The sequence below is a fragment of the Janthinobacterium sp. GW823-FHT01H08 genome (assembly GCF_058797855.1).
Map to the genome: position 1 here is coordinate 3,901,796 of NZ_CM179504.1, position 26,389 is coordinate 3,928,184.

At 61.9% G+C, this 26,389-nt stretch carries 21 protein-coding genes, 1 pseudogene and 1 riboswitch; of the genes and pseudogenes, 13 read left to right on the forward strand and 9 right to left on the reverse strand.

Annotated features, from left to right (window positions below; translation table 11 throughout):
• The first annotated feature begins 155 nt into the window (after window positions 1-155).
• Together AC3RCG_RS17450 and recJ are read left to right on the forward strand one after the other, a co-directional pair.
• Window positions 156-1,208 carry a hypothetical protein gene (locus AC3RCG_RS17450; protein ID WP_492402890.1) on the forward strand — a complete coding sequence of 351 codons (1,053 nt, stop codon included), beginning with the start codon at window positions 156-158 and terminating at the stop codon, window positions 1,206-1,208.
• Window positions 1,205-2,905, forward strand: a complete 1,701-nt coding sequence (gene recJ, locus AC3RCG_RS17455; RefSeq protein ID WP_492402888.1) for a single-stranded-DNA-specific exonuclease RecJ — start codon at window positions 1,205-1,207, stop codon at window positions 2,903-2,905. Before AC3RCG_RS17450 ends, recJ begins: the two co-directional genes overlap by 4 nt.
• A gap of 231 nt (window positions 2,906-3,136) precedes the next feature.
• Here the strand turns inward: recJ and AC3RCG_RS17460 are convergent, their stop codons facing one another.
• Window positions 3,137-4,015 carry a phage exclusion protein Lit family protein gene (locus AC3RCG_RS17460; protein WP_070313576.1) on the reverse strand — a complete coding sequence of 293 codons (879 nt, stop codon included), beginning with the start codon at window positions 4,013-4,015 and terminating at the stop codon, window positions 3,137-3,139.
• 32 nt (window positions 4,016-4,047) lie between these two features.
• A complete protein-coding gene (locus AC3RCG_RS17465; RefSeq protein WP_141750090.1) occupies window positions 4,048-4,677 on the reverse strand; it encodes a hypothetical protein in 630 nt (209 codons plus the stop codon).
• 494 nt (window positions 4,678-5,171) lie between these two features.
• Window positions 5,172-5,258: riboswitch (cyclic di-GMP riboswitch) on the forward strand.
• Window positions 5,259-5,341: 83 nt separating this feature from the next.
• Between AC3RCG_RS17465 and AC3RCG_RS17470 the strand changes: the two genes are divergently transcribed.
• The 6 genes from AC3RCG_RS17470 (at window position 5,342) to AC3RCG_RS17495 (ending at window position 10,320) form a co-directional block, all read left to right on the forward strand.
• A complete protein-coding gene (locus AC3RCG_RS17470; RefSeq protein ID WP_492402885.1) occupies window positions 5,342-7,960 on the forward strand; it encodes a S53 family peptidase in 2,619 nt (872 codons plus the stop codon).
• 136 nt (window positions 7,961-8,096) lie between these two features.
• On the forward strand, window positions 8,097-8,534 hold the full coding sequence (locus tag AC3RCG_RS17475) for an MbcA/ParS/Xre antitoxin family protein (protein ID WP_070219985.1): 438 nt from the start codon (window positions 8,097-8,099) through the stop codon (window positions 8,532-8,534).
• On the forward strand, window positions 8,531-9,244 hold the full coding sequence (locus AC3RCG_RS17480; protein ID WP_492402883.1) for an RES family NAD+ phosphorylase: 714 nt from the start codon (window positions 8,531-8,533) through the stop codon (window positions 9,242-9,244). The genes AC3RCG_RS17475 and AC3RCG_RS17480 overlap by 4 nt, the downstream gene beginning before the upstream one ends.
• 44 nt (window positions 9,245-9,288) lie before the next feature.
• A complete protein-coding gene (locus AC3RCG_RS17485) occupies window positions 9,289-9,609 on the forward strand; it encodes a DUF2288 domain-containing protein (RefSeq protein ID WP_070219983.1) in 321 nt (106 codons plus the stop codon).
• 106 nt (window positions 9,610-9,715) lie between these two features.
• On the forward strand, window positions 9,716-9,988 hold the full coding sequence (locus tag AC3RCG_RS17490; RefSeq protein WP_070313584.1) for a type II toxin-antitoxin system Phd/YefM family antitoxin: 273 nt from the start codon (window positions 9,716-9,718) through the stop codon (window positions 9,986-9,988).
• 8 nt (window positions 9,989-9,996) lie between these two features.
• Entirely contained in the window at window positions 9,997-10,320 is a 324-nt protein-coding gene (locus AC3RCG_RS17495) for a type II toxin-antitoxin system RelE/ParE family toxin (RefSeq protein WP_070313574.1), read from the forward strand.
• 46 nt (window positions 10,321-10,366) lie between these two features.
• On the opposite strand, the gene AC3RCG_RS17500 is transcribed toward AC3RCG_RS17495, so the two are convergent.
• The 4 genes from AC3RCG_RS17500 to AC3RCG_RS17515 all read right to left on the reverse strand — a co-directional run bounded on the left by AC3RCG_RS17500 (window position 10,367) and on the right by AC3RCG_RS17515 (window position 15,184).
• A complete protein-coding gene (locus AC3RCG_RS17500) occupies window positions 10,367-11,089 on the reverse strand; it encodes an ABC transporter ATP-binding protein (protein WP_353656792.1) in 723 nt (240 codons plus the stop codon).
• 10 nt (window positions 11,090-11,099) lie between these two features.
• The gene (locus AC3RCG_RS17505; RefSeq protein WP_492402880.1) at window positions 11,100-13,043 is read right to left on the reverse strand and encodes a branched-chain amino acid ABC transporter ATP-binding protein/permease; all 1,944 of its coding nucleotides are present in this window, start codon (window positions 13,041-13,043) and stop codon (window positions 11,100-11,102) included.
• A 7-nt stretch (window positions 13,044-13,050) separates the two neighbouring features.
• Window positions 13,051-13,941, reverse strand: a complete 891-nt coding sequence (locus tag AC3RCG_RS17510; RefSeq protein ID WP_010398938.1) for a branched-chain amino acid ABC transporter permease — start codon at window positions 13,939-13,941, stop codon at window positions 13,051-13,053.
• Window positions 13,942-14,026: 85 nt separating this feature from the next.
• Window positions 14,027-15,184, reverse strand: coding sequence for an ABC transporter substrate-binding protein (locus tag AC3RCG_RS17515; RefSeq protein WP_070219975.1), 1,158 nt, complete (start codon window positions 15,182-15,184; stop codon window positions 14,027-14,029).
• Between the two features lie 366 nt (window positions 15,185-15,550).
• Here AC3RCG_RS17515 and AC3RCG_RS17520 point away from each other — a divergent pair, with 366 nt between their 5' ends.
• Together AC3RCG_RS17520 and AC3RCG_RS17525 are read left to right on the forward strand one after the other, a co-directional pair.
• Entirely contained in the window at window positions 15,551-16,459 is a 909-nt protein-coding gene (locus AC3RCG_RS17520; RefSeq protein ID WP_409028456.1) for a hypothetical protein, read from the forward strand.
• A gap of 24 nt (window positions 16,460-16,483) precedes the next feature.
• The gene (locus AC3RCG_RS17525) at window positions 16,484-16,906 is read left to right on the forward strand and encodes a hypothetical protein (RefSeq protein ID WP_121669799.1); all 423 of its coding nucleotides are present in this window, start codon (window positions 16,484-16,486) and stop codon (window positions 16,904-16,906) included.
• A 21-nt stretch (window positions 16,907-16,927) separates the two neighbouring features.
• Here AC3RCG_RS17525 and AC3RCG_RS17530 read toward each other — a convergent pair whose 3' ends face one another.
• The 3 genes from AC3RCG_RS17530 to AC3RCG_RS17540 form a co-directional block, all read right to left on the reverse strand.
• Window positions 16,928-19,978 (reverse strand): heparinase II/III domain-containing protein, encoded by a 3,051-nt coding sequence (locus AC3RCG_RS17530; RefSeq protein WP_492402877.1) that lies wholly within the window; start codon window positions 19,976-19,978, stop codon window positions 16,928-16,930.
• A gap of 311 nt (window positions 19,979-20,289) precedes the next feature.
• The gene (locus tag AC3RCG_RS17535) at window positions 20,290-20,778 is read right to left on the reverse strand and encodes a tetratricopeptide repeat protein (RefSeq protein ID WP_492402875.1); all 489 of its coding nucleotides are present in this window, start codon (window positions 20,776-20,778) and stop codon (window positions 20,290-20,292) included.
• Entirely contained in the window at window positions 20,775-22,820 is a 2,046-nt protein-coding gene (locus AC3RCG_RS17540; RefSeq protein WP_492402873.1) for a bifunctional 2',3'-cyclic-nucleotide 2'-phosphodiesterase/3'-nucleotidase, read from the reverse strand. Before AC3RCG_RS17540 ends, AC3RCG_RS17535 begins: the two co-directional genes overlap by 4 nt.
• A gap of 202 nt (window positions 22,821-23,022) precedes the next feature.
• Here AC3RCG_RS17540 and prfB point away from each other — a divergent pair.
• From prfB to lysS, 3 genes and pseudogenes are all read left to right on the forward strand, one after another.
• Window positions 23,023-24,127 (forward strand): peptide chain release factor 2 gene (gene prfB / locus AC3RCG_RS17545; RefSeq protein WP_121669803.1). Its coding sequence is split into 2 segments (ribosomal slippage): window positions 23,023-23,103 and window positions 23,105-24,127, totalling 1,104 coding nucleotides; the frame shifts between segments, so codons are not numbered across the junction.
• Between the two features lie 2 nt (window positions 24,128-24,129).
• A pseudogene (locus tag AC3RCG_RS17550) lies at window positions 24,130-24,684 on the forward strand (HAD family hydrolase); the annotation flags it as partial.
• A gap of 165 nt (window positions 24,685-24,849) precedes the next feature.
• On the forward strand, window positions 24,850-26,379 hold the full coding sequence (lysS, locus tag AC3RCG_RS17555) for a lysine--tRNA ligase (protein ID WP_070219960.1): 1,530 nt from the start codon (window positions 24,850-24,852) through the stop codon (window positions 26,377-26,379).
• The last annotated feature ends 10 nt before the right edge of the window (window positions 26,380-26,389 follow it).

The window sequence follows — 26,389 nt, forward strand, 5'->3', positions numbered from 1 at the left end:
CCGATGACAAAGATAAAATTTAAATAATGAAGATGCTTTATTGATATTTTTAATATGCAAGGCGGCTGGCTTGCCCGCGCCAATCTGTGGCAACGATCGAGGCGAAAACACATGCGCCCTACTCGCACGCCGCCGCTATCGCCTACAATCTCGGGATGAATCAACTTACCCTCGTCTTGCCCTTCGCCTTGCCCAACGCCGAACTGGCTGCCGACCTGCTCAAGGTCTTGCAGGCGCCCGCGCTGGCAGCGCTGCTGTCGCGCACCTCCACATGCAATTTAGAAACTTTTGACAACGCCAACCGCTTGCTGCCGCATGAAGCGTGGCTGGCGCACGCCCTGGACCTGTCGCCCGCACCCAACGGCGCGGCGGCGCAGGCGGCCTTTGCCGCTCGGGCCATGCGCGGCTACGGCCTCGTGCCGGAACCGGGCGTACGCTACTTCCTGCTGCATCCGGCCCACCTGGCCATTGCCCGCAGCCATATCAGCCTGGAAGACTTGCGCCAGCTCAAGCTGAACGAGACCGATGGGCGCGCCCTGTTCGACATCGCTGCCCCGTATTTCGACGAGATCGGCCAGCCGCTCGCGTATGGCGACGCGGGCACCTGGTTCATGCGCGCCGATGGCTGGAGCGACTTGCAGTGCGCCACGCCGGACGCCGCCACCACGCAAGACCTGTCCGTCTGGATGCCGGAAGGCGAGCACGCGCGCGCCGCGCGCCGCCTGCAGAACGAAGTGCAGATGCTGTGGCATGAACACCCCGTCAATGCGGCGCGCGAAGAACGGGGCCTGAAAGCCATCAATGCGTTCTGGATCTGGGGCGGGAGCGTGGCAACAGTGGAGGCTGCGCGCTGCGCGGCCAGCCTGCATACGCAGAACACGCCGGGCTGGCTGGCCGCGCTGGCGGAACCGGCGCGCCGCGATGCCAGTCCAAACAGTGTGCTGGCGGACCAATCCGACACGATCGTCGTGCTGGGCGGCTTGACCGAAGCGGCGCAGGCCCAGGAATGGGGCATGTGGCTGCAGCAATTGCAAGCGCTGGAAACAGACTGGTTCGCGCCCCTGCTGGCGGCCTTGAAAGATGGCCGCCTGGGCCAGCTGCGCCTGGTGCTGAGCCACCGCGACGCCTGGCTGGACGTCACTACCAGCAAGCATGCGCAGCGTAAATTCTGGCGCGCGATTACCCTGAACAAGTTGAAAGCATCATGACCCGTACCCGCATCGCCACCCGTCCCTGCCCTTACCGCGAATCCGAATTGCTGCGCCAGGGCGGCATCCACCCCGTGCTGGCCCGCCTGTACGCCTCGCGCGGCCTGTCCGACGCGGCAGAACTGTCGAGCGAACTGGCGGCCCTGATGCCGCCGTCCGGCTTGCTGCACATCGGCGCGGCCGGCGTCTTCCTGGCCGATGCGATTGCCGCCAAGAAACGCATGGTCATCGTGGCCGACTACGATTGCGACGGCGCCACGGCCTGCGCCGTGGCCATCCGCGGCTTGCGCGCCATGGGCGCCGACGTCGATTTCATCGTGCCCAACCGTTTTGAATACGGCTACGGCCTGACGCCGGAAATCGTCGAACTGACGGCGCGCGAAAAATCGCCCGACATCATCATCACCGTCGACAACGGCATCGCCAGCATCGACGGCGTGGCCGAGGCGAACCGGCGCGGCATGCAGGTCGTCGTCACCGACCACCATTTGCCGGCCGACACCCTGCCCGACGCGGCCGTCATCGTCAACCCGAACCAGCCTGCCTGCGGTTTTCCCAGTAAACATCTGGCCGGCGTCGGCGTCGTGTTCTACGTCTTGCTGGCCCTGCGCGCGGAGCTGCGCCGGCGCGGCATCTTTGATGCGCAGACGCAACCCAAGCTCGACAACCTGCTCGACCTGGTGGCGCTGGGCACGGTGGCCGACGTGGTGCGCCTCGATACGAACAACCGCATCCTCGTCGCGCAAGGCTTGAAACGCATGCGCAAGGGCAATATGCACGCGGGCGTGGCGGCGCTCTTTCGCGTGGCGGGCCGCGAAGCGCGCAGCGCCACGCCGTTCGACCTGGGCTTTGCCCTGGGACCGCGCCTGAATGCGGCCGGCCGCCTGCAAGACATGTCGCTGGGCATCGAATGCCTGATCACGGACGACGAAGGCCGCGCCTGGGCGCTGGCGCAGCAATTGAACGACATCAACCTGAAACGCCGCGAAATCGAGGCGGAAATGCAGGATACGGCCCTGCTGCACCTCGACGATTTCGAGCCGGCCAACAGCAGCACCATCAGCGTGTTTGACGAATCCTGGCACCAGGGCGTGATCGGCATCGTCGCTTCGCGCCTGAAGGAAAAATTCTACCGCCCGACGATTACCTTTGCACCCGGCGCCGACGGCTGGATCAAGGGTTCCGGACGCTCGATTCCCGGTTTCCACTTGCGCGACGCGCTCGACCTCGTGTCGAAACGGGCACCGAGCCTGATCGACAAGTTCGGCGGCCACGCCATGGCGGCGGGCTTGACCATCCGCGCCGACGCCTTCGACGCCTTTTCCCAGGCCTTCGAAGCCGTGGGCCAGGCTTGGCTCAGCGCCCAACAGCTGGAACGGGTGGTGGAAACGGATGGCCCGCTGGAAGACGCGTATTACACGACGGCCTTCATCGAGCTGATGGATGGCCAGGTGTGGGGCCAGGGCTTCGCCCCGCCCGTCTTCTGCGACGAATTCCGCGTCGTCAGCCAGCGCATCCTCAAGGAACGGCATTTGAAACTGTTGCTGGAAAAGAACGGCGTGCGCTTCGACGCCATCTGGTTCGGCCATACCGATGCCCTGGGCGAACGGACAAGGGTCGCCTTCCGGCTTGATGCGAATGAATACAATGGCACGACCAAGGTGCAATTGATGGTGGAGCACGCCGAGCCTGCCTGATGGCACCGGCCCAAACCTCGCGCGAAGCGCTTTGCCGCAACTTATGAAAATTTTGGTTGCGTGTACTAAATTTCAACACGCGGTATGACGGTTCCCCGCCATGCTCAACGATAGGAATATCTTTACACACATCGCCAGCCAGAGCTGGGCACCCCATCTACATGCAGTAAAGAGTAAAGCAGATATCCATCACTGTACTCAGCCGCGTGCTGCCAGCATAAGAGACAGATGTTAAGTCTGCTCCGCACATTCTGCTTCGGAGGTGTTCAACATCTTGCGTAGCGCCTTTGCGGACATGCCAAGATTTAGTTCAATCTCTGCCTGTCCAGCGGGATCCTTTAGCGTCTTCTGCAGTTCTTTAGATCTCAACAAAAGGGCACGGAGCCGGCAGGCAGCGGGTGGATGGGAGTCCTCTCTATATTGTTTGCTGAGTTCTTCATCACTGATGAAGGCCAGCAAGGTAGGAATGGCACCGATGAAGGAATATCCGGTCTTCTCTACCAAATCCAGTGCAAATTTATCTGCCGCATATTCATTCGCACGCGAAATCTTATTGTTTTGTGCATTATGCCTCAATGCAATATGCCCAATCTCATGAGCCACGACAAATGCAAGGGCCTCGTTCATGAGCATGTTAACAATGCCGCTAACCCGCACCTGTTCCTGTGGCGACCAAGATGCCATATCGACATGAGCCCATAATGGAAAAGTAAGAATTTCTAGCTCGACAAACACCATGCCGCGGCGCGCGGGCGGTTCCACAATAGCCCTAAGATACTGTATATATTTTAGCAAATTTCGACGCTGTGTTGGCCATTGCTCACATACGGCGAAGGCAATAGAAAGCAGCCATATCTGCGAACATAAACCTTGGTTAATGACGATCTGCATGCTATCGACTTGAGCCCGCGCGTTCATTTCAAGCCAAGGGACGATAGTAATGATATCTTCTTTATCTCTGATGTCTGGATATGCGGCCAATTTCGGGCGAAAAACTGCCAATGCACGGGACATGGATATCTTGCAAGCTGTATCGACTTGAGATGCTATTTGCGTCTGCATGGCTGTGGCGGCTTGCGCCCCCGAAGCAGCTAACAATGCCGCCAGCATGTAGCAGTACCGTAAACTTGTACAGGCTCTACTCATGGTTTTCCTTGGATGTTGATCAAACCTCGCTGCTGATCGAATTTCAAAGGTAGGCTCAAGTTGGTCGGCCGCACACGCTCGTCAGTGCGACGAACAAAATCTTCGAATTGCGATGCAGTTCCCTTCAGGAAAAATTCTTGCAGCGCCCCATCATATTGCTCTTTCGCTTGCTTCCATGCCGGTACGGTTTCTGCATTCCCCATGCCATTAAAACTGGGATCCCCCCAAACCTTGACGGCATCGCGATACACGATTGCTAAAGCTTCACATGGCGGCTTTCCGCGGTTAATGCTACGCATGGCTATATAAAAATTGTTATCACAAAGGTGTTTGCGGTTGATAGCATCAACAGTGGACTTTACCAGCCGTATATCCTGCGTGCATCGAGGAGAATGGTACAAGTCCCCGCCTTCTTTACAACGCATATAAGCACATTCGCCGTCTATCCGTCCCTCGCAATGACTGTAGCAAGTATCGTGATCGTTGCAACAGGAGGCGAACGAGCATACTAGCAATGGAATTGAATTCGGTACTACCCACACGTTCCAACCACTACCGCAACCGTTCGGTGCTGCGATTGCCCAGTTCCATTGAAATAATATTATTAAAAAAAGGAAGTAACGCATGGCAACTCCTTGATATAGGCTAGGACAGGGCGTCACGCAAGGCGCACCAGCAGCCCTTTAAGCATAGTCTTGACCAAGTACTTAACTTTGATAGTTATCAAGGCTAGATAGGCTGAATCTATGCAAACAGTATCCATATCAGCAATTGAGCGAGCTCTTGTTTGGACACTGCCAGTGGTGGCGTAAACAATTTTCAATCACAATAAGCGGATAAAAATGGCCGAATGCCATCACATAAATTCATTTAATTCGTTATATTCATCAATTCAACATAAAACCCTGCATCATTGCGACAAAATAACCTCTGATCTTCCCATGCTCTCTTGATAATCTTGCTTTTAAGACTTAACAAAGCTAACAACATTCCATCCGCAATGGGCAAAATCACCACATTTTATTGTAAAAATAAAAATCTTGATTGGAAATAGTTAACACTTATTTGGCAAATTCACTAGAATTGATAGCACATCAGGTAATTTCCAATGATGCATGATCAGTTCTGAGGGCAAACCCGTCGAAAGGCGGGGACGCAAAGCCACCGGCCTACCGCGCGCAAGCGCCATGGCAGCGGGGCTGCCAATGCAGGGCCGGGACCGCCAACGCGCGCCACCAGCCTCGATGCATTGTCGAGATGTGGCCCTCGCCCAACTCGGAGAGTTTCGCCATGAAAAAATTCATTCCCCCGCATGCCCGCCACGGGCGCCTGCTGCTGGGCGCCACGGCCGCCATCCTGCTGGGCGCGTGCGGCTCCGGCCAGGAGACGACGGCGCCGCCCGCCGCCATCGCCACGGCCGCGACACAGTTCAGCGTCGAGGTGCCCGTCATCCCCGCCGGCGTCGGCACGCTGGTGGCGCAGCCGATGTTCCATGCGGCTCCTGCCCTCCTGGATGCGCCGGACGGGCGCGACAACGCCAACAGCAGCGGCTCTGCCCACTGGCGCCCGCACATGCAGCGCGTGCCCCGCGCCATGGCGGACATGGCCACGCGGCGCCTGACGGCGCAAAAGATCGCTGCAGCGGAACAGGCGGCGCAGAGTATCGCGCCGTTGCTGTCCGGCGGCACGAGCGACACCGTCGCGCCGATGGCCGGCAGCAGCGTGGTGGCGACCTACTCTCCCGCGCAAATCCGCGCCGCCTACGACTTGCCCGCCCTGCCTGCGGCGGGCACGGCGCTGACGCCAGCCCAGGCGGCCCAGCTGGGTGCCGGGCAGACGATCTACATCGTCGATGCCATGCACAACCCGAACGCGGCGGCCGAACTGGCCATCTTCAACCAGAAATTCGGCTTGCCCGGCTGCACCACCAAAGCCATCGCCACGAATGCCGCCCTGCCATTGCCGCCAGCACCACTGAGCGGCTGCGAATTGTCCATCGTCTACAACACGCCGTCGAGCACGATGACGGCCACCGCGCCCGCCTATAACTCGGGCTGGGCCATGGAAATCGCGCTCGACGTGCAGTGGGCGCACGCCACGGCACCGCTGGCGCGCATCGTGCTGATCGAGGCGCCCGACGCGTCCGTCAACAGCCTGCTGGGCGCCGTGCGTCTGGCCAACCTGATGGGCCCTGGCGTCGTCTCGATGAGCTTTGGCGCCGCCGAAGGCAGCTGGACGGCCTCCGTCGACAGCGCCTTCACGGGCAAGAACATGAGCTACCTGGCCGCCACGGGCGACTCGGGCAGCGGCGTGTCCTGGCCTTCCGTGTCGCCGAACGTGCTGGCCGTGGGCGGCACCACGCTCAGCTACAGCGGCAGCGGCGTGCGCAGCGAAGCGGCCTGGTCCGGCACGGGCGGCGGCATCAGCGCCTATACGGCCCTGCCCAGCTACCAGACGGTGAACGTGCCCGGCCTGACCAATCTGCTGCGGCGCAACGTGGCCGATGTAGCCTTCAATGCCGACCCCGCCACGGGCCAGTACACGGCCGTAATGGCACAGGGCAGCAGCACCGCAAGCTGGCTCAGCATCGGCGGCACCAGCCTGTCCACGCCGCAATGGGCCGGCCTCGTCGCCATCGCCAACGCCAGCCGCGCGCTGCAGGCGAAGACGGCGCTCGGCTTGCCGCACAGCATGCTGTACGGCCAGATCGCCACCGTGCCCGGCACCTTTGCCAGCAGCTTTGCCGACATCACGCGCGGCAGCAACGGCACCTGCAGCGTGTGCACGGCCAGGGTCGGCTATGACCCGCTGGGCGGCCTGGGCACGCCGAACGTGAAAAACCTGCTGGCCAGCCTGTCGGGCACGCAGATCGCCCCCGCGGCACCCGTGGTGGCGCCGGCCGGCATCAGCGGCGCGGCCGGCAAGCCGCTGTCGTTCACCGTCTCGGCCACCGCTTCCAATCCACTCAGCTACACCATGCTGGGCGCACCGGCCGGCATGAGCATCGCCGCCACGGGCGTGGTCAGCTGGGCCGCGCCCATTGCCGGCACGTATGCCGTGACCATGGTGGCCAAGGATAGCGTCACCGGCCTGACCGGCCAGGGCGTGTACAGCATCGTCATCGCCCCAGTCGCGCCGCCCGTCGTCACGGCCGGCGCCATCACGGGCAAGGTGGGGACGGCGCTGACGTTCAATGTCAGCGTCACGGCCGCCAATCCCGTCACTTATGCGCTCGCCGGCGCACCGGCCGGCATGACCATCAGCAGCGCCGGCCTCGTGAGCTGGGCCGCGCCCGTGGCCGGCACCTATGCCGTCACCGTGACGGCCACGGACAGCAAGACTGGCCTGAGCGGCAAAGGCGTCTATACGGTGGCCATCGCCGCCCCGCTGCCGCCCGCGGTGACAGTGTCCAGCGTCAGCGGCAAACCGGGCGTGGCACTGTCGTTCACGGCCACGGTGGTGGCGCCCAACCCCGTCACGTACAGCCTGTCGGGCGCGCCGTCCGGCATGGCCGTCAATGCCGCCGGCGTCATCAGCTGGGCCAGCCCCGTGCTGGGCAGCTACAACGTGACCGTCATCGCCAAGGATACGAAAACGGGCTTGACGGGCCAGGCCGTGGCCACGGTGAAAATCGCCGCCGCCGGCCCCACGATCAGCGCCGCCGCCATGACGGGCGTGGCCGGCAAGGCCATGAGCGGCAGCATCGTGCTGACGGCGCCAGGTGCGACCTCGCTGCGGATCTCGATCGACGGCGCGCCGCTGGGCATGCAGTTCTCCATGAGCGGCCTGACCATCACGGCCTACTGGCCGCAACCGGTGGCCGGCAGCTATGCGCTGAAGGTCGTGGCGCTGGACAATAACGGCTTGACGGCGCAACTGACGGTGCCGATCACCGTCACGGCAAGATAAACCAGCGTCGCCCGCCAACGGGGCGCAGCGGGACACACGTCCGCTGCGCCCCGTTTTGCATGCGCGCGGCCGTTGCAACGAATCCGAAAAAGGAGTATAAATAGTCCTTAAACAGAGTTTTATTGAAGGACATATCATGCATCTCGCCTATGCCTATCCCAAGAGCCGCTTCGAGCCGGCCGTGCTCGTCGACCTGAACGCCAAAGCCGAGCGCGAACGATTGTCGCAAGCGGCACTGAAGGGGTTTTTCAAGCTGGCCGCCGCGTGGAAACTGCGCGACGACGATGCGCGCGAATTGCTGGGCGGCCTGTCCAGCAGCGCCTGGTACGAGTGGAAGAAACACCCGGACCGCGTGCTGGAAGTGGACCGCATCACGCGCATTTCCTATTTGCTGGGCATCTACAAGGCCTTGCACATCCTGTACGGCGACAAGCTGGCCGACGAATGGGTCAGCTTGCCCAACAAGAATCCCATCTTCGGCGGCCGCACGCCCCTGTCGCAGATGCTGGCCGGCGGCTTGCTGGCCATGCAGACCGTGCGCAAGCTGCTCGACGCGCGCCGCGGAGGGCTGTGATCGTGCCGGCCGCCGCGAATTCCCCGCTGCCGCCGCTGGCCGCCTTGCGCCAGATCGACACCTGCCGCCTGATCCCGTCGCGCTTCGCCGACATGGAGGATTCCGTGCTGGCACCGCTGGCCGAAGACGACGACCACCTGCGCGAGCTGTTCGAGCTCGATAACGCCACCAACGCGCGCCTGGTGGCCGAGTACGGCGGCGCGCCAGGAATTGGCGTGGACGAGCTGGTTTTTGGCGTGCCGCACTTTCGCATCATCAACGCCGCCTACACGTATGCCCGCCCGGAAGGGGCGCGTTTCAACGATGGCGAACGGGGCGCCTGGTATTGCGCCTTCGACATGAAAACGGCGCTGGCCGAGATCATTTTCCACAAGACCGTGGAATACCAGGAAATCGACTATTTCGACGACAGCGTCAGCTACCAGTCGCTGCTGGCCGATTTTTCCGCCAGCTTCCACGACCTGCGCGGCCAGGAGCGCTACCAGGCTTGCCTGGACCCGGCCAGCTACATCGCCTCGCAAGACCTGGCAGCCATCCTGCTCGAGGCCGGTTCCATGGGCGTCATCTTCCCCAGCGTCCGGCACGCCAGCGGCACCAACCTGGCCTGCTTCCGCCCTGCCCTGGTGGGCAATGTTCGCAAAGGCGTCGCCTATCGGTTAACATGGCAGGGTACGCCGACGCCGCACGTGGAAGCCTTGCCAGGCAAATAAACCGCGCGCATCGGCACCCGACTCACCGAACATTGATATTTCGCATGCAAACCAATCCTGAAAAAGACACCGAACTGCGCCTCAAAGTGAACAGCGAAACGGCCCGCCTGGCCTGGAGCGAACTGGAAAAGCACTTCGCCCAAGGCAATGTCGTCTGGATCGCCAACGAGCTGGACCTGGTCGAAGTGGCCGTGCGCATCTCGCACGACGACAAGGCCACCATCACGCAATGGATGGTCGACGGCAAGGTCGCCAAGGTCTCGGACCAGCAGGCGCTGGACTGGCAGGCGGCCGATGCGTCCCTGTGGGCCGTCGTCGTCAGCCCGTTCATCCTGGTGCAGCAGGAAAAGCCCACCAAACACTGATGCCTGCAGGCTGCGCTCGACGTAGGGAAAATGCGCAGTCAACTAAATTTGGCACTTAATTTAGTTATCCAATGCTACCATTGGTCTGCAACTTGTGGAGGACGGCATGAACTTTCTAAATATTCAACCAATTAGCTACTTGAAGACGAACACCAGCGACGTGGTCAAACAGGTGCTGGAGACGCATGACCCGGTAGCCATCACGGTGAACGGCAGAGTTCAGGCAATTGTTCAAGACCCTGTCAGCTATCAAAAGACTCAAGATCAGCTTGCCATGCTCCGCATCCTTGCTCTCGGCCGCAAGCAGATTGAGGAAGGTAAAATCATTGATCATGATGACGTTGTGGCCCTTCTGGAAGCTGAAGACGACGACAATTGATTACACAAATGAAAATCATTTGGACGCAGTACGCCTTGAACGATTTGCAAGACATTCGCTCCTACCTGAAGCAGAACGAATCCCTGGCTTTTGCCAGGAAGGTGACGCAAGCGATTCTGGCTGAAGTCAATTCTCTCAAAGATTGGAACATAAAAGGCAGCTTTGTTCCTGAACTTGAAGATCTTCATTTGACGACTCACCGCCAACTGTTGGCCGGCCAGCATCGCATCCTTATCGAGTATGGACATAACGACATCATTTATGTCCATATGATTGCCCATACCAGCCGTGACCTGGAAGCATTGATACGCCGTCGCCTACTCACTGCGTAATGCGGAGCATGTGACAATGCGCAGCAAGCGCATTGTCAAGCCAGCTTCAGTGCCCGCCGCCCAGGTAGGCAGCAATCACCTTCGGGTCGGTTTTCAGGCTCTCGGCCGGCCCGTGCACGGAAATGCTGCCGTTTTCCAGCACGTAGCCGTAATCGGCCACGTTCAGGGCGGCGGCGGCGAATTGCTCGACCAGCAGCATGGTCACGCCTTCGGCCTTCAAGCGCGTGATGATGCGGAAGACTTCCTCCACCAGGATCGGCGCCAGGCCCATCGACGGCTCGTCCAGCAGGATCACTTCGGGGTTCAGCATCACGGCGCGGGCCATGGCCAGCATTTGCTGCTCGCCGCCCGACAAGGTGCCGGCCAGCTGGTCGCGCCGCTCCTTCAGGCGGGGAAACAGTTCCAGGGCCTTGTCCAAATCTCCCTTGATGTCGCCTTTCGGGCGCGCGCGCGTAAAGCGGGGGAAGGCGCCCAGCAGCAGGTTGTCCGTCACCGACATCGAGGCGAACACGCGCCGCCCTTCCGGCGAATGGGCCAGGCCGGCGCGCGCGATGCGGTGCGAGTCGAGCCCCGTGACATCCTTGCCGCCCAGGGTGACGGTACCGGATTTGGGTTTGAGCATGCCGGAGATGGCGCGCATGGTGGTGGTCTTGCCGGCGCCGTTCGAGCCGATCAGGGTCACCAGCTTGCCCTTCGGGACGTCGAGCGAAATCCCGTGCAGGACTTCGACTTTGCCGTAGGCGGCGTGCAGATTGTTAATGGTCAGCATGGTCTTCCTCTCAGTGCGCCGCAGGGCTCAGGGTGTCGGCGCTGCCGCCCAGGTAGGCTTCGATCACTTTCGGATCGCTTTGGACAAGCGCGGGTGCGCCTTCGGCGATCTTCTGGCCGAAATCGAGCACCGTCACCACGTCCGACAGGGCCATCACCACGTCCATGTGGTGCTCGATCAGGATGATGGTGATGCCATGCTCGCGGATCTTGCGGATGATGGCCATCAGTTCCTTGATGTCGGGCGCCGTCAGGCCCGCCGCCGGCTCGTCGAGCAGCAGCAGACGCGGGTTGAGGCCCAGCGCGCGGCCGATTTCCAGCAAGCGCTGCTTGCCATAAGGCAGATTGCGCGCCTCTTCGTTGGCCAGGTCGGCCAGGCCCACGAACTCGAGGATGCTGGCGGCCCGCTCGCGCGCCGCCGTCTCTTCGCGCTTGTAGCGCGGCGTATGCAGCATCACGTCCAGCACATTCGACTTGAACGTATTGTGCAGCCCCACCAGCACGTTCTCGGTGGCCGTCATCTCGCCGAACAGCTGCACGTTCTGGAAGGTGCGCGCCACGCCGCCCAGCGCGATTTCGGACGGCGTACGCCCGGAAATGACGGCGCCCGCAAATTCCACCTTGCCCGCCGTCGGCTTGTAGATCCCCGTGAGCACATTCATCATCGTGCTCTTGCCCGAGCCGTTCGGCCCGATCAAGCCGTGCACGGAGCCTTGCGTGACGTTCAGGTCAACCTGGTTCAGCGCTTTCAGGCCGCCGAACTGCATCAGCGCCTGGTCCACGCGCAGCAGGGTCGCGCCCTGCTGCCCGCCCTGGGCGTGGTCGAACGGCGCCACGCCGTGCGAAGCGACGGCCTGCACATGGCGCCGGCCCTTGCCGATAAAGCTCATCAAAAAGCCCACGATGCCGTCCTGCAGGTAGTACACGACAAACAAGGTCATCAGGCCGAAGATGGTCAAACGCCAGTCGACCATGTTTTCCAGCTTGTAGGAAAACGCGGCCAGGCCGATGGTGGCCGCCAGGGGCACGAGCACGCCGCGCACGGTGGAGCGCTTTTTCGCCAGCATGAAGGCGGAACCGATCACTCCCAGCACGGCGGCGCCGACGGCGATCTTGCGGAACAATTCGATGTCCGACAAGAGACTGGGCAGCATGACGACGATCAGGGCGCCGATCAGCGCGCCCGAACGGGTCTTGCGTCCGCCCATGATGACGGCCAGCAGGAACAGGATCGTCAGCTCGAAGTTATAGGTATTGGGCGAAATATACTCTTCCGAATACGCATACAGGCTGCCGGCCAGGCCCGCGAAACCGGCGCTGATGACGAAGGCGTACACCTTGTAGCGGTAGACGGACACGCCCATGCAGTCCGAGGCGATGGGGCTGTCGCGCAAGGCTTCAAACGCGCGGCCCAGGTTCGACTTCAGGATGCGGTGCACCACCACCAGCGAGATCACCAGCAGCGCGGCGACCATGTAGTAGTACTCCACTTCCGTCAGCTTGTGGCCGAACAGGACGGGTTTGTGGATCTTGATGCCCATCGGCCCTTCCGTCAGGAAGCTCATCTCGTTGATCAGGATTTGCACGATGGTGCCGAAGGCCAGGGTCACCATGGCCAGGTAGGGCCCCGTCACGCGCAGGGCAGGCAAGGCCAGGATGGCGCCGAACAGGGCCGCGCCCGCGATACTGGCGGGGATGGCCAGCCAGAACGGCGCGCCCAGCTTGAACACCAGCACGCCCGTGGCGTACGAACCGATGCCGAACAGGCCCGCGTGACCGAGCGACACCTGTCCCGTGTAGCCGACGACGATATCGAGGCCGAACAGCAGAATGGCGTAGATCAGGATGGTCTCGGCCAGGTGGATGTAGTACGGGTTCGGGATGACGATGGGGAACAGCGCGAGCGCGGCCAGGCCCGCCGCGCTCAGCGCCAGCATGGTGATTTTCTTGTGCATGTGGTCCTCAGACTTTCTTGATCGCGGCTTTGCCGAACAGGCCGGACGGCTTGACGGCCAGTACCAGCAGCAGGAGCAGCAGGCCGGGCACTTCCTTGTAGCCGGTGGAAATGTAGTAGCCGGTGGTCGTTTCCGCGATGCCCAGGATCAGGCCGCCGACGATGGCACCCACGCCCGACGTCAGGCCGCCGATGATGGCCACGGCAAACGCTTTCAAGCCCAGCGAGGCGCCCATGGTGGCCCCCGTCAGGGTCAGCGGCGCCACCAGCACGCCCGCAAAAGCGGCCGTGGCCGACGACAGCGCATAGGAAAAGGTGATGACCATGCCCGTGTTGATGCCCATCAAACCGGCCGCGTCGCGGTCGTTGGCCGTCGCCACGACGGCCTTGCCGTAGATCGATTTGCGGTTGAATACTTCGACGGCCAGCATGATGGCCAGCGCGCCGACGATGACGGCCACCTGCATCTGCTGCACGTTCGCGCCAAACACCTGGAACGGCGCGGCCGACAGGGGCGACGGGAACATCAGGTCATCCTTGCCCCAGATGTTTTCCGCCACGTTCTTGAAAATGATGGCCAGCGCGATGGTGGACATGATCCAGCCGAATTCGGACTTGATCTTGATGGCGGGCCGCACGCCTATCCATTCGACGAACACGCCCTGCAAGGCGCCGAAGACGATGACGATGGGGATCATCAGCAGGTAGCTCATGTAGGGGCCGCCATGGATGGTGCCCACCAGCGACAGGCCCACGAGCGCGCCCAGCATCAGCGATTCGCCCTGGCCGAAGTTGAGGGTGCCGGACGTGGCAAAGGTCAGCTGGTAGCCGAAGGCGATGACGGCATAGATCATGCCCAGCGCGATGCCGCTGAAGACGAGCTGCAGGAAGATTTCCATGGTGTTCTCCGAAGGATGGGAGATAAAAAAATGGCCAGTCCTGATTCCTCAAGGCTGGCCACTGCGCGGCGAATGTCTGCCAGGCTTATTTCGCGAGGACGACTTTGCCGTCCTTGACTTCGCCGAAGACCGTCAGGTCGGCCGTGATGGCTTCATGGTTGGTCTTGCTGAACGGCTTGTTGTAGGTGGTGACGGCGCCTTCCACCTTCTCATTCAGGTTTTCCAGCGCGGCGCGCACTTTCGGACCATCCGTGCCGCCCGCCTGCTTGAAGGCGGCGGCCAGCAGGTAGATGGAATCGTAGCCTTGCGCGGCCGAGACGGCCGACGGCATGCGTCCGCCCGATGGCTTGTAGGCGGCCACATAGGCGTCGATGAAGGCCTTGCGCTTCGGCGTGCTGGCGTCCTGGATGAAGGTTTGCGGCATGCGCGTGCCATTGCCGTTCTTGCCCGCGTTGTCGATGAAGTTACCCATGGCCAGGGTCCAGCTGCCGATCAGCGGCACTTTCCAGCCCAGTTTTTCCATGCCGTTGGCGATCTGCGCCAGTTCCGGGCCGATGCCGTAGGTCAGCACGACTTCCGCCCCCGCCTGCTTGGCTTTCAGCAGCTGGGCCGTCATATCGACGTCCTTGATGTTGTATTTTTCAACGACAACGGGCTTGATGCCTTTCTTGTCGAGCGCCTTTTCCAGGTCTTCACGGCCCAGCTGGCCATAGTTGGTGGAATCGGCCAGGATCGCCACTTTCTTGAACTTGCGGTTCTCGATCGCTTCATGCACGATCATGCCGGACTGGATCGTGTCATTGGCCGCATTGCGGAAGATGTAGTTTTCCGGCTGGTCGGCGAATTGCTTGGTGACGATGGAGCCCGTCGCCACATTGTTCATGACGGGAATTTTCGCTTCCTGGTAGAAGCGCTGCGAAGCGAGGGCCACGCCCGTGTTGATGTAGCCGACCGTGGCGGCGACCTTTTCCTTGTTGATCAGTTCCTGGGCGATCTGCACGCCGCGTTCGTTCTTCGCTTCGTCATCGCGCTCGATCAGCAGCAAGGAACGGCCCAGTACGCCACCCTTGGCATTGATTTCCGCGACGGCCAGCTTGACGCCGTCGCGCATCGACACGCCCATCGGCGCGGAACCGCCCGTAAACGGTCCGGACACGCCGATCTTGATGGGGTCGGCTGCGACTGCCGCCTGCGAGAAACCCAAAACCAAACTTGCCACGAGCAATTTCTGTTTCAAATTCATTGTCATCTCCTCTGCTACAACGTTTTAAATGCCACTTATTTTTATTGTCGTACGCTGGATAACCGCCCCATCGATAAATCATTGTAGGTGAGTAAACATGCACCAGCAACAACTACATATGACGCGTCGCAACATGCAGAAAAGAGCCAATTGCTGGCCCGATGTCAGTCTTTTGTAAGGAAAATATGAGGCAAATTGGAACACACTGCACCATTTGGCAACGGTGCTGCCACCGATGCGGGGCCGCCAGGCGACTTCACAGCGAGCTGATCTGACGCAATACCGCCATTGCTCAGCATGCTAACGTCGGCTATGCCAGCGCGTGTGCGCCGGCCCCGTCAGCCACTGCTACCGCATGGAGGCCATATGCAGCGCCCGTCGAACTCGTCCATTTCCACCCTGCTTCTTTGCGCCAGCGCCAGCCTGCTGCTGGGCGGCTGCGCCGCCAACCTGGCGCCCGTGCGCAGCTTCGCCGAACAGACGCAAAAGGTGTCGCTGCACTTCGAACCCATGCTGGCAGGCGGCGTCCGCAGCTGCATGGACAAGGCCATGCGCAAGCGTCTGATCCTGGCCGAGCGTTTCGATGCGCAAGCGAGCGAACAGGCGGCGCGCGCCGATTGCGCCGCGATCGCGCAAGCCAGCGCGTCGATCGCCAGCCTGAACGACGTCCTGCTGCGCTATGCCCAGACCATGGCGGCGCTGGCCGATGACAAGCTGCCCGTCTACAAGGAAGAGTTTTCCGGCCTGGGCGATGCGCTGGGCGGTCTCGCGCAGCCGGGCGCCGGCGCGCCCCTGCTCGATGCGGACAAGCTGGCCAAGGTCGTCAAACTGAGCGAGCATCTGAGCCGGCTGGCCACGCAGCGCCGGCAGAAATCGGCCTTGCGCGAATTGCTCGACGAGCAGGAAGCCGTCGATATCGTCAGCAATGCGCTCAAGGAGTATGCGCAACGCAGTTACCGGGCCGGCTTGCAGGATGAATTGCGCGACCTGGATCTGCTGCGCGGCGCCGTCGATAACGCCGCGCCGCGCGAACCGCTGGCCGCCAACTACATCCGCACGCGCTTGCACCTGGAAGGCCGGCAGTTGCAGGAAAGGGAAAAGATCGTCGCCGCGTATGTCGCCGCCGTCGACGCGCTGCAAGCAAGCGTGGCCGCGCTGCGGGCCAATTTCGACCGCCTGCAGGCGCCGGAACTGGAGCGGCAGCTGGCGCAATTTTCACGCGACGTGGACACGCTGCAGCGGCAAGCGGCGTTCTATGCCCCCGCCCGCTGGTAAGCGGCGCGCACACAGGAGTATCCCATGGCCCCACTGACCGAACTGAGCGAACTGACGAAAGACCAAAGCTACGCCATCGCCGACAACCTGGCGCAGGCGTCGAGCCTGGTGCTGGAATTGCGCATCCGCGAACGCGAGGCGCTGGCGCCGGACGAGCGCGCGCTGCTGGAACAATATGAAAATCACCTGGACCAGATGGTCGCGCTGTTCCGTGCGTATGGCATTTACCTGACGGCCGAAGGCGCCGAGCAGGCGCGCGTCGACATCGAGGGCGCCATCGCCAAGGGCAAGTCGCAGCTCAAGCGCATCGCCGACATCAAGGCGGCCATCGGCACGGCGGCACGGCTGGTCGACCTGGGCGCCGCCATTTTGTCGCGCGACCCGTTCGCCATCGGCGAGGCGGCGGCCAGCTTGCGGGCCAAGCCTAAAAAAGACGCTCAGGCTTGACCCGGCCGCCAGGCAAGCGGCTTACTCGATGCTGAGCACGCCCTGGTCCGAGCTCAGATACGTTCCTGCGCCATCGGCCGCTTCGGCCAGGCTCCAGGCGTAGCCGCCGGCCGCCGGTGCCGACGTCAACGCGTATTGCGCGCCCGGTTTCAGTCCTGTCGCCAGGATGGCGCCGCCGGCTTGGGTAGAGACCCAGTCCATGCGGGCGGCGGGCGCCACGTCGCGGTTGAACAGCACATGCAGCTGACTGCCCAGCAACAGCGCCTCGGTGTTGGCCGCGGCAGCCAGGCGTATGGCGCTCGGCGCAGCGGCCGGTCCCGTGCCGCCGTCATTGTCGGCAACGGCCAGCACATGCAGGAAGTACTCGGGCGCGTTCAGGGCGGGCGCCGCGGGCGCCGCCACTTCCAGGCGCCAGGCGCCGACATCGCTGGTCGACGATTGCTGCTTGCTGACCAGCGGCGTCTGATTGCGCCACAGGTAACTGCCATCGGCCTGGCGCCGGCGCACGGTGAAGCGGCAATCGGCGCCGTTGCCGGCAACAGCACCAGTTTCGAGATCGGTCTGCGCGCAGCCATTGCCCCCCTCCTGCGCACCGCCCACCTTGCGCACGCTGGCATTGAGCGGCAGGATCGTCTGCGCCGTCAGCATACCGCCGCCATTGCGAATGGTGGCGATGCGCTCCTGGCCGGCCTTGTAGCCCAGCTGGTACTGGCCATTGCCCAGCGCCGTCACGCCCGACGCGCCCGATACGGGATCATTTGCCGTGTGCAGCAGGAACGTGGCCGGCAAGGCCTGCTTGCTGCGCACGCTATCGAAGACGACAGTGACCGGCTTGCCCCAGAACGATGGCGAGCGCAGGAACAGCACGTTGCGCACAAAACCGTTGGCCATATCGAGCTTGCTGGACGCATAGGCCTTGCTTGCATTGCCGCTGGTGTAGGTGTACTGCGGCGTATTTTCGTAACGGATGATGCCGTCGAGCGCGTTCGGGCCAGCAGGGCTGATTTCCTCGATCGTCGGGTAGCCCTGTCTCGGCGCATAGAACCATTGGCCGCCGTCATTGCTGAATTCCCTGTCTCCGCGCGTGAACCGCTCGTTCTTGTCAAATATCAGCAGCGTATTGTGGGCAATGCTGCGCGTGTAGTAATTCCACCAGTGGCTGCTGCCATATTCTTCATACAAGCCCGTGTCGAGCAGCAGCGGAGCCTTGTAATTGAGCGAAAAACTGTTCTGGTCGAAGTGCTGGTGATTTTCCGCGATAAAGGACGTCGATTTGAATTCCAGTAACGTGGCATTCGCATAGTCCCAGCTATCACGCATCAGCACCTGGCCCGACGTCCTGAAATGGCGCGACAGTTCCAGCGATTCCAGCGGCGCCGCCGGCAGTTGAACGGGCCACAACAGCCGTTCCAGTATCAAGGCATCGTGCGCGCTGCGCGACGCCACGACATGCTCGCGATAAAACTTCCCGGCCACGCCATCGGCCGTATCCGTCACCGCGCCCAGCGCCAGCTGCCCGATCAATGTGCTGCCGAGCGGCGTCGTGAAATTGTCGCCGCTGGCGGGAAAGCTGCCGTCATGGCGCAAGCCGTAGATATACGGATAGATCAGCCTGGCTTGCCAGTCGGCCTGCAACAGGGGCGCCGTCCCCGTACTTTCCAGCGCGCTGCGCCACAGGAGCAGGCGCTCGGGAATGCTCGATACGCCATAGGCAAAGCCCATATGATGGCCGCCGTCGACCGAAATCAGGGCGCGTGCCGCAAGAAAACCCTTTTCGTAGTGCGCATACGACGTTTCAATCATCGGCAACACTTCCGGATGCTCGTCGACGATGGCCAGCAAGCCGACGGTGACATTATTGACGGCGCTGAACGGGTGGCCGCTGATATAGAAACCGGCGATGGACGGCTTCGATTCGCTGCGGTCCCACTGTTCATACACGGGCTTTTTTTTGCAATCAAAACTGGTGCTGGTGATATATAACTGCTGATAGCCGCACATCGAGACAAACAGATTCTCGTGCCCCTGGCCCGTATCGGCGGCGATCGTTTCCTTGATTCGCTGCGCCGTCAGGTCGCGGTAGGTGCCGAAGCCCACGGCGTCGGGCACGGCGCGCGCGCCCGTTTCGGCAAACAGCCAGTCGTACAGGATGCCCATGGCGCCGACGCGCCCGCCCGACGACCACTCGCCGCCGGCCACGGGGGGCGTCACCAGCAGCTTGTCGAGGTAATTCAGGGCGCCATTCAGATATTTCGCATTGCCCGTCAGGCGGTAGGCCATGGCCAGCATCTGCGCAGTTTCATAAATCGTGCCGCGGCTGCCGGTGGCCACGTTGCACAGCTCCGGCACGCCGCTGGCAGGGGGAATCAGCGGGCAGGCTTGAAGCGTGCTCACCCGTCCGTCGACACGCTCCATGAAGCCGTACCAGGCCTTGTTGAGCAAAGCATCCATCGCCGGTGCTTGCCACAATTCATGGCCAGCGCCATCGAGCAAACGGAAATTGCGCATGGTTTCGTTGCGCCGCATGCCTATCCTGCTGATCTGCCCATCCGCCTTCCATTCCATCGGTGGCGTGGCGCTGGTGCCGTCGACCGTTCTCCAGCCCATGGGCACGGCAACGCCATTGACTCTCAAGTCAACTTTATGGGTCTGGCTGTTCCATGACAACTGGATGTTCGACCAGACATCGGGTTTCAAATCGATCCTGGCGACAGACAGATACTGGTCCAGTCCATTGACCTGGAAACCGACCTGGAAACCGAGGCTTTCCCCCGCCGCGCCGGCCGGGCTATCGTAGGAATCGACGTGGCGGATAAAAAAGCCGTTGCGGCTCGGACTGAATTCGCCAAAAATCGGCTGGTTGACGCTATCGAGCGGATCCTTGCGCCCGGCGAACAGCTCCAGGCTGATGCTGCCGCCTGCGGCTGGGAATGCGGCCGGCAGATTTGGCAATTGCGGTTTCAGCGCATCGAAACTGGCTTGATTCAGGAATAGCCGCGGATGGCCTTGCTTGATCGGCGCTGGCAATTGCGCCATCGCGGTAGAGGCAAGCAGGCAAAACATGCCGAGCATGGCATGCGCCATTTTCCTCGGCAAGAACGGTATACCGCTTCGGCGATGGTGAAACATTGTTTTTTGTTGGCGAATCATTTGACTTTGCACACGGGCTCCCGGAATCATCCAGTTAATAAAAAAACCATATGCCGAATACTGCCATACAATTTTTTAAAAAAGCCAATAATGACTATCAAATAACAAATTATTGAAAGAAAATATAAGCAGTCAGAATGATCACGAAGAATTAATCTTTCCGATCAAAAACAAACAATTCCTTCAACACATTCCAATTGCAACAGGCCTGCCCCAGGCAGCCGGCCATGCCCTCAAGGCTCAGGCGGACGGTGCCCCATCGCATGCGTGGCCATCTTCAGATACAGGAACGATTGCTCCTCGCTGTGCGCGTAGCCCATCTGTCCTTCGGCCAGGGCCACGGATTTCTGCTGCAGCGCTTCCGGGTAGTCCAGGTCGCAGGCAGCGTCGAGCCAGAAACGCGCCCGGGCTTCGTCGGTATCGAGCAGCATGTTCGCCACGATGAACATGGCGGGCGCCACGCCCCTCTGCGCGGCCAGTTCCAGCCAGCGCAGCGCGGCGGCACTGTCCTGCGGCCCGCCCATGCCGTTCTTGAGCATCAAGCCCAGGTAATACGCGGCGGGGCCGCTGCCCTGCCCCGCCTCGCGTTCAAACAGGATGCGTGCCTGCGGCTGGGTCGCGACTCCCGCGCGCATCAGGGTCTTGGCCTGGGCCGTCAGGTCCGGCCCTGCCGATGCCAGCGGCGATACGGCCAGGGCGACGGCACACAACCATGCCTTCATTTCGACAGGTCGAGCTGGTACAGCGCGAAGCCCTTGCCCGCGCCATCGTCAGCTTTCAGCTGCGTCACGTTGTCGATGTCGGCCGCTTTCGCCAGCTCGATCACGCCCGGCGCCGAATGGAACACCACCGGGCCTTTGGTGGCCACCTTGGCGAAGCGCCAGCTGCGCGCCGCGCCATTTTTCGCCCGCGTCAGGTTTTTCTGCTGCGTCACATACGCGATCAAGAGTTCGCGGTTGTTGTCGGGCGAGGCCACCACCGTCTTGCTGCCGTCGAGGCCAGGGAAGTTGCCACCGCCGCTGGCGCGGTAGTTATTCGTCGCGATGAGGAATTCCTGGCTGGAATCCACGGGCTTGCCTTTGTAGCTCAGACCCTGGATGCGCCGGCCCGGCGGCTGCGTGACGTCGATCTGGTAGCGCACGTCGGCGCTGGTGATGGCGTCAAAGTTGTAGCTCGGGTGGGCGGTGTTGACCAGCTCCTGTGCTTCCAGCTTATTCGGGTCGATGGTATTGAAGCGCTGCGCCGACTGTTCCAGCCAGGCCTTCAGCTCCGCGCCATTCATCTTCACGCCGTACAGCGCGTTCGGATACAAATACAGGTCGGCCGCATTGTTCAGCGCCACATTGCCCGCCTTCACGTCCGTGTAGTCGGATACGCCCGCCGAGCCGCTCTTGAACGGCGACGACATCGACAGCACGGGCAAGTGCGCGTACTGCGGCAGGTTCGCCTTCACATACGCGGCCAGATAGCTCGATTGCGCCTGGTTCACGACTTCGATGGCGCTGACGTCGCCCACGTCGGCGAAATACGTCGACATACGGAAGTCCGTGGCGCCGACCGGTGTCTGTACGTAGGCGATCGTCGCCGCATGCTCCTTGGCCACCAGTGTGGCGATGGCCGCATCGGGAGTGACATAACTCTTGTCCGCGTTCTGGATGCCGCGCGCTTCCACCGTCGTGGCGCTCTTGTCGACCACCCACTGCTTGCCGTCGTGGCGCAGGCGCAAGCCGATCACGCCCAGGTGCTTGCCCCACAAATTGGCCATCACGGTGGGCACGCCGTTGACCAATCCTTTGACCTTGTCGACGCCGGGCAAATTAAACTGCGGCACCGTGCTGGCGGCGTTCGGGAACAGCTGGTGCGAATGGCCGATCAGCATGGCGTCCACGCCCGGCACTTGCGACAGGTAGTAATTGCCGTTTTCCATGGTCGGCGAGTACGGGCTGTCATCGAGGCCGCCGTGCGAGATCGCCACCACCAGTTCGGCGCCATTCGCGCGCATCTCGGGAATGAATTTTTCCGCCGTCTCGCGCACGCCCTGCGTATAGACGCGCCCTTCCAGCCAGCGCTTGTCCCAGGCCATGATGGTGGGCGGCGCAAAGCCGATGATGCCCACCTTCACGGTGGCGGTGATGGCCTTGCCATCGGGGCCGGTGGCCGTGATCTGCTTGTCGATGATGTGGTACGGCGCAAACAGGGGCTTGCCCGTCTTGACGCTGTAGACGTTGGCCAGCACTTGCGGGAACGCGGGGCCGGCGCAGCGCGGCTTGCCGGCATCGACGCTGTCGACGTCGAAGCGGTTGCCCGTCACCTGGCTCAAAAACGCCAGGCCGTAGTTGAATTCATGGTTGCCGATGCCGCCGCCGTCCACTTTCAGCAGATTCATCGCCTTGTAGATGGCCAGGGTCTGGTCGCAAGCCAGCGGTTTTACCAGTGCCTGGTAGTCGGCCAGCGCCGTGCCCTGGATGGTGTCGCCGTTGTCGAGCAGCAGATTGTTCGGGAATTGCGCACGCGCCTGGGCGATCAGGGCCGCCGTGCGTTCCAGGCCGATCGACGGTTCCGCCTGCAGCTTGTAGTAGTCATAACTGAGCACATTCGCGTGCAAGTCCGTCGTCTCCAACAGGGCCAGGGTGGCGCTGCTGCCGGCCGGCGCGGCCGAAGGCGCCCGCGCGGGTCCCGTGGCGGCGGGCGGCAAGGCGCCGCAGCCGGCCAGCAGCAGCGGTAACAGGGCGAGACGGGGCAGTTGACGCAGGGGGTGGCGCATGAGATGTTCCTGTGGAAAGACAATATCGCCAGCATCATACGCAGCACGATAGCCATCATCAAGGCAAAAATATTGTCGCAAATATAGCAAAATACGCATTTTATTGCCCCGCGCGGCCGCAATTGCGCCGCGGCGGCAGCGGAAACGCGCCACGCTCGCGTATAATTCAGGGTTTGATTTCACCATAGAAGACCAGAACATTATGGAAGCCGAACGCATCAATATCATCTCCGCCCTGCTCAACGACCTGACGGTCCGCGAAGCCGAACTTCGGAGGTATCTTTGACTTCACTGTCAAGTCGGAGAAACTAGAGCAAGTCAACGAAGAGCTGGAAGATCCAACCGTCTGGAACGATCCCAAGCGCGCCCAGGACCTCGGTAAAGAGAAGAAGGCGCTGGAAGCGATCGTCTTCACGCTGACCAAGGCCGATGCCGACCTGCGCGACACCCGCGACCTGTTCGACATGGCCCGTGAAGAAGGCGACGACGAGACCCTGGAAGCGATCGAGCAGGACGTGCAGGAAATCCGCAAGGTCATCGAAAGCATGGAATTCCGCCGGATGTTCAACAATCCGATGGACCCGAACAACTGCTTCATCGACATCCAGGCCGGCGCCGGCGGCACGGAAGCCCAGGACTGGGCTTCGATGCTGCTGCGCCAGTACCTGCGCTATTGCGAACGCAAGGGCTTCAAGGTCGAAATCCTCGAGCAGTCCGACGGCGAAGTCGCTGGCATCAAGACGGCCACCCTGAAGGTCGAGGGCGATCATGCCTACGGTTTCCTGCGCACGGAAACGGGTGTGCACCGCCTGGTGCGCAAGTCGCCGTTCGACTCGGCCAACGGTCGCCACACGTCGTTCACGTCGCTGTTCGTGTATCCGGAAGTCGACGATTCGATCGAGATCGACGTCAACCCGGCCGATATCCGCGTCGATACCTACCGCGCGTCGGGCGCCGGCGGTCAGCACATCAACAAGACCGACTCCGCCGTCCGCATGACCCACGCACCGACCGGCATCGTGGTGCAGTGCCAGAACGACCGTTCGCAGCACCGCAACCGCGCCGAAGCGATGGAAATGCTGAAAGCGAAACTGTACGAGCATGAACTGCGCAAGCGCATGAGCGAACAGCAAAAGCTGGAAGACTCGAAGACGGATGTGGGCTGGGGTCACCAGATCCGCTCCTACGTGCTGGACCAGTCCCGCATCAAGGACTTGCGCACCGGTTTCGAGACGGGCAATACCAAGGGCGTGCTCGATGGCGACATCGACGACTTCATCTCCGCCTCGCTCAAGCAAGGCGTATAAGGATGAACGCATCCGCTCCGGCACTGGCGCAGCGCGCCTTCCTGTTCGACATGGATGGCACGATCGTCGACAACATGGCCTTCCACACGACATCGTGGCTGGCGTTCTTTGAACGCCACGGCCATGCGCTGGATGCGGACGCCTTTTTCCGCGACACGGCGGGACGGCAGGGACACGAAATCATCGCCAAGTATCTGGGCGAGGATGCCGACCACGTCACCCTGCTGGCTGAAAAGGAAGTCGTCTACCGCGAACTGTATGGCCCGCACCTGGCCACGGTGCTTGGCTTCGACCGGCTGATCGCCAGCGCGCGCCAACACGGCATCGGGCTGGTGGTCGGCACGGCCGCGCCAGACGAGAATATCGCGTTCACGCTCGACGGCCTGGACCTGCGCCACCGCTTCGACGCCATCGTCGGCGCCGCCGACGTGGAACGGGGCAAGCCGCACCCGGACGTGTTCCTGAAAGGCGCGCAGCTGGCCGGCGCGCTGCCGCAAGACTGCATCGTCTTCGAAGATGCGCCCCTGGGCGTGGAAGCGGCGCGCCGTGCCGGCATGCGCGTCGTGGTACTCACCACCACCCTGCCGGCCGAGGCGTTTGCCGCATTCGACAACATCATTGCCATCGTGCCGGATTTCTCCGCACTCGACGTCGACGCACTGTTTGCCAGCGTGGCGCCAGCGCTGGCACCACATCATCAATCATCACCAACGAAGAACACCATGACTACGGATATCCAAGAACAAGCCGCCGCCCCCGATGAAAACAAGATCATCGCCGAGCGCCGCGTCAAGCTGGCCGCACTGCGCGAACAAGGCGTCGCCTTCCCGAACGATTTCCGCCCCGAACACAAGGCGGCCGATCTGCACGCGCAATACGGCGGCAAGACGCGCGAAGAACTGGAAGCCGAACCTGTCACCGTGGTGCTGGCCGGCCGCATGATGCTCAAGCGCGAAGCGGGCAAGAAAGCCGCCTTCGCCACCCTGCAGGACGCCTCCGGCCCGAAGGCCGACGGCCGCATCCAGATCTACGCCACGCTTGATCTCACCGGCGAAGCGGCCATGGCCGCCCTGCACCACTATGACCTGGGCGATATCCTGGGCGTGACGGGCACCCTGTTCAAGACCAAGACGGACGAACTGACCATCAAGGTCACCGAACTGCGCCTGATCACCAAGTCGCTGCGCCCGCTGCCGGACAAATTCCACGGCCTGGCCGACCAGGAAACGAAGTACCGCCAGCGCTACGTCGACCTGATCATGAACGAAGAGACGCGCCGCACCTTCAAGGCCCGTACCGCCGCCATCTCGTCGATCCGCCGCTTCATGGAAAAGAACGAGTTCATGGAAGTGGAAACGCCGATGCTGCACACGATCCCCGGCGGCGCGGCGGCCAAGCCGTTCATCACGCACCACAATGCGCTCGACATGCAAATGTTCCTGCGCATCGCGCCCGAGCTGTACCTGAAGCGCCTGGTCGTGGGCGGCTTCGACCGCGTGTTCGAGATCAACCGTAACTTCCGCAACGAAGGCGTGTCGATCCGTCACAACCCGGAATTCACGATGATGGAATTCTACGCGGCCTACACCGACTACAAATGGCTGATGGATTTCACGGAAGCCGTCATCCGCCAGGCCGCCATTGATGCGCACGGCACCGCCACCCTGACCTACGGCGGCCGCGAACTCGATTTGGCAAAACCGTTCCACCGCCTGACCATCGTCGAAGCGATCAACAAGTACGCGCCGGGCTACACGCCGGAGCAGTTGAACGATGCGGAATTCATCAAGGAAGAGCTGAAGAAATTCGGCGTCAAGCCGTTCGCCACGGCCGGCCTGGGCGCGCTGCAACTGGCGCTGTTCGAAGAGACGGCTGAAGCGCAGCTGTGGGAACCGACCTACATCATCGACTACCCTGTTGAAGTGTCGCCACTGGCGCGCGCTTCCGACACGGTGGCCGGCATTACCGAACGCTTCGAGCTGTTCATGGTGGGCCGCGAGATCGCCAACGGCTTCTCCGAGTTGAACGACGCGGAAGACCAGTCGGCCCGCTTCCTGGCGCAAGTGGCCGCCAAGGACGCCGGCGATGAAGAGGCGATGTTCTACGACGCCGACTACATCCGCGCGCTGGAATACGGCATGCCGCCAGCCGGCGGCTGCGGCATCGGCATCGACCGCCTGATGATGATCATCACGGATTCTCCGAACATCCGCGACGTCCTGCTGTTCCCTCACTTGCGCCGCGAAGAGTGATGAACACCTG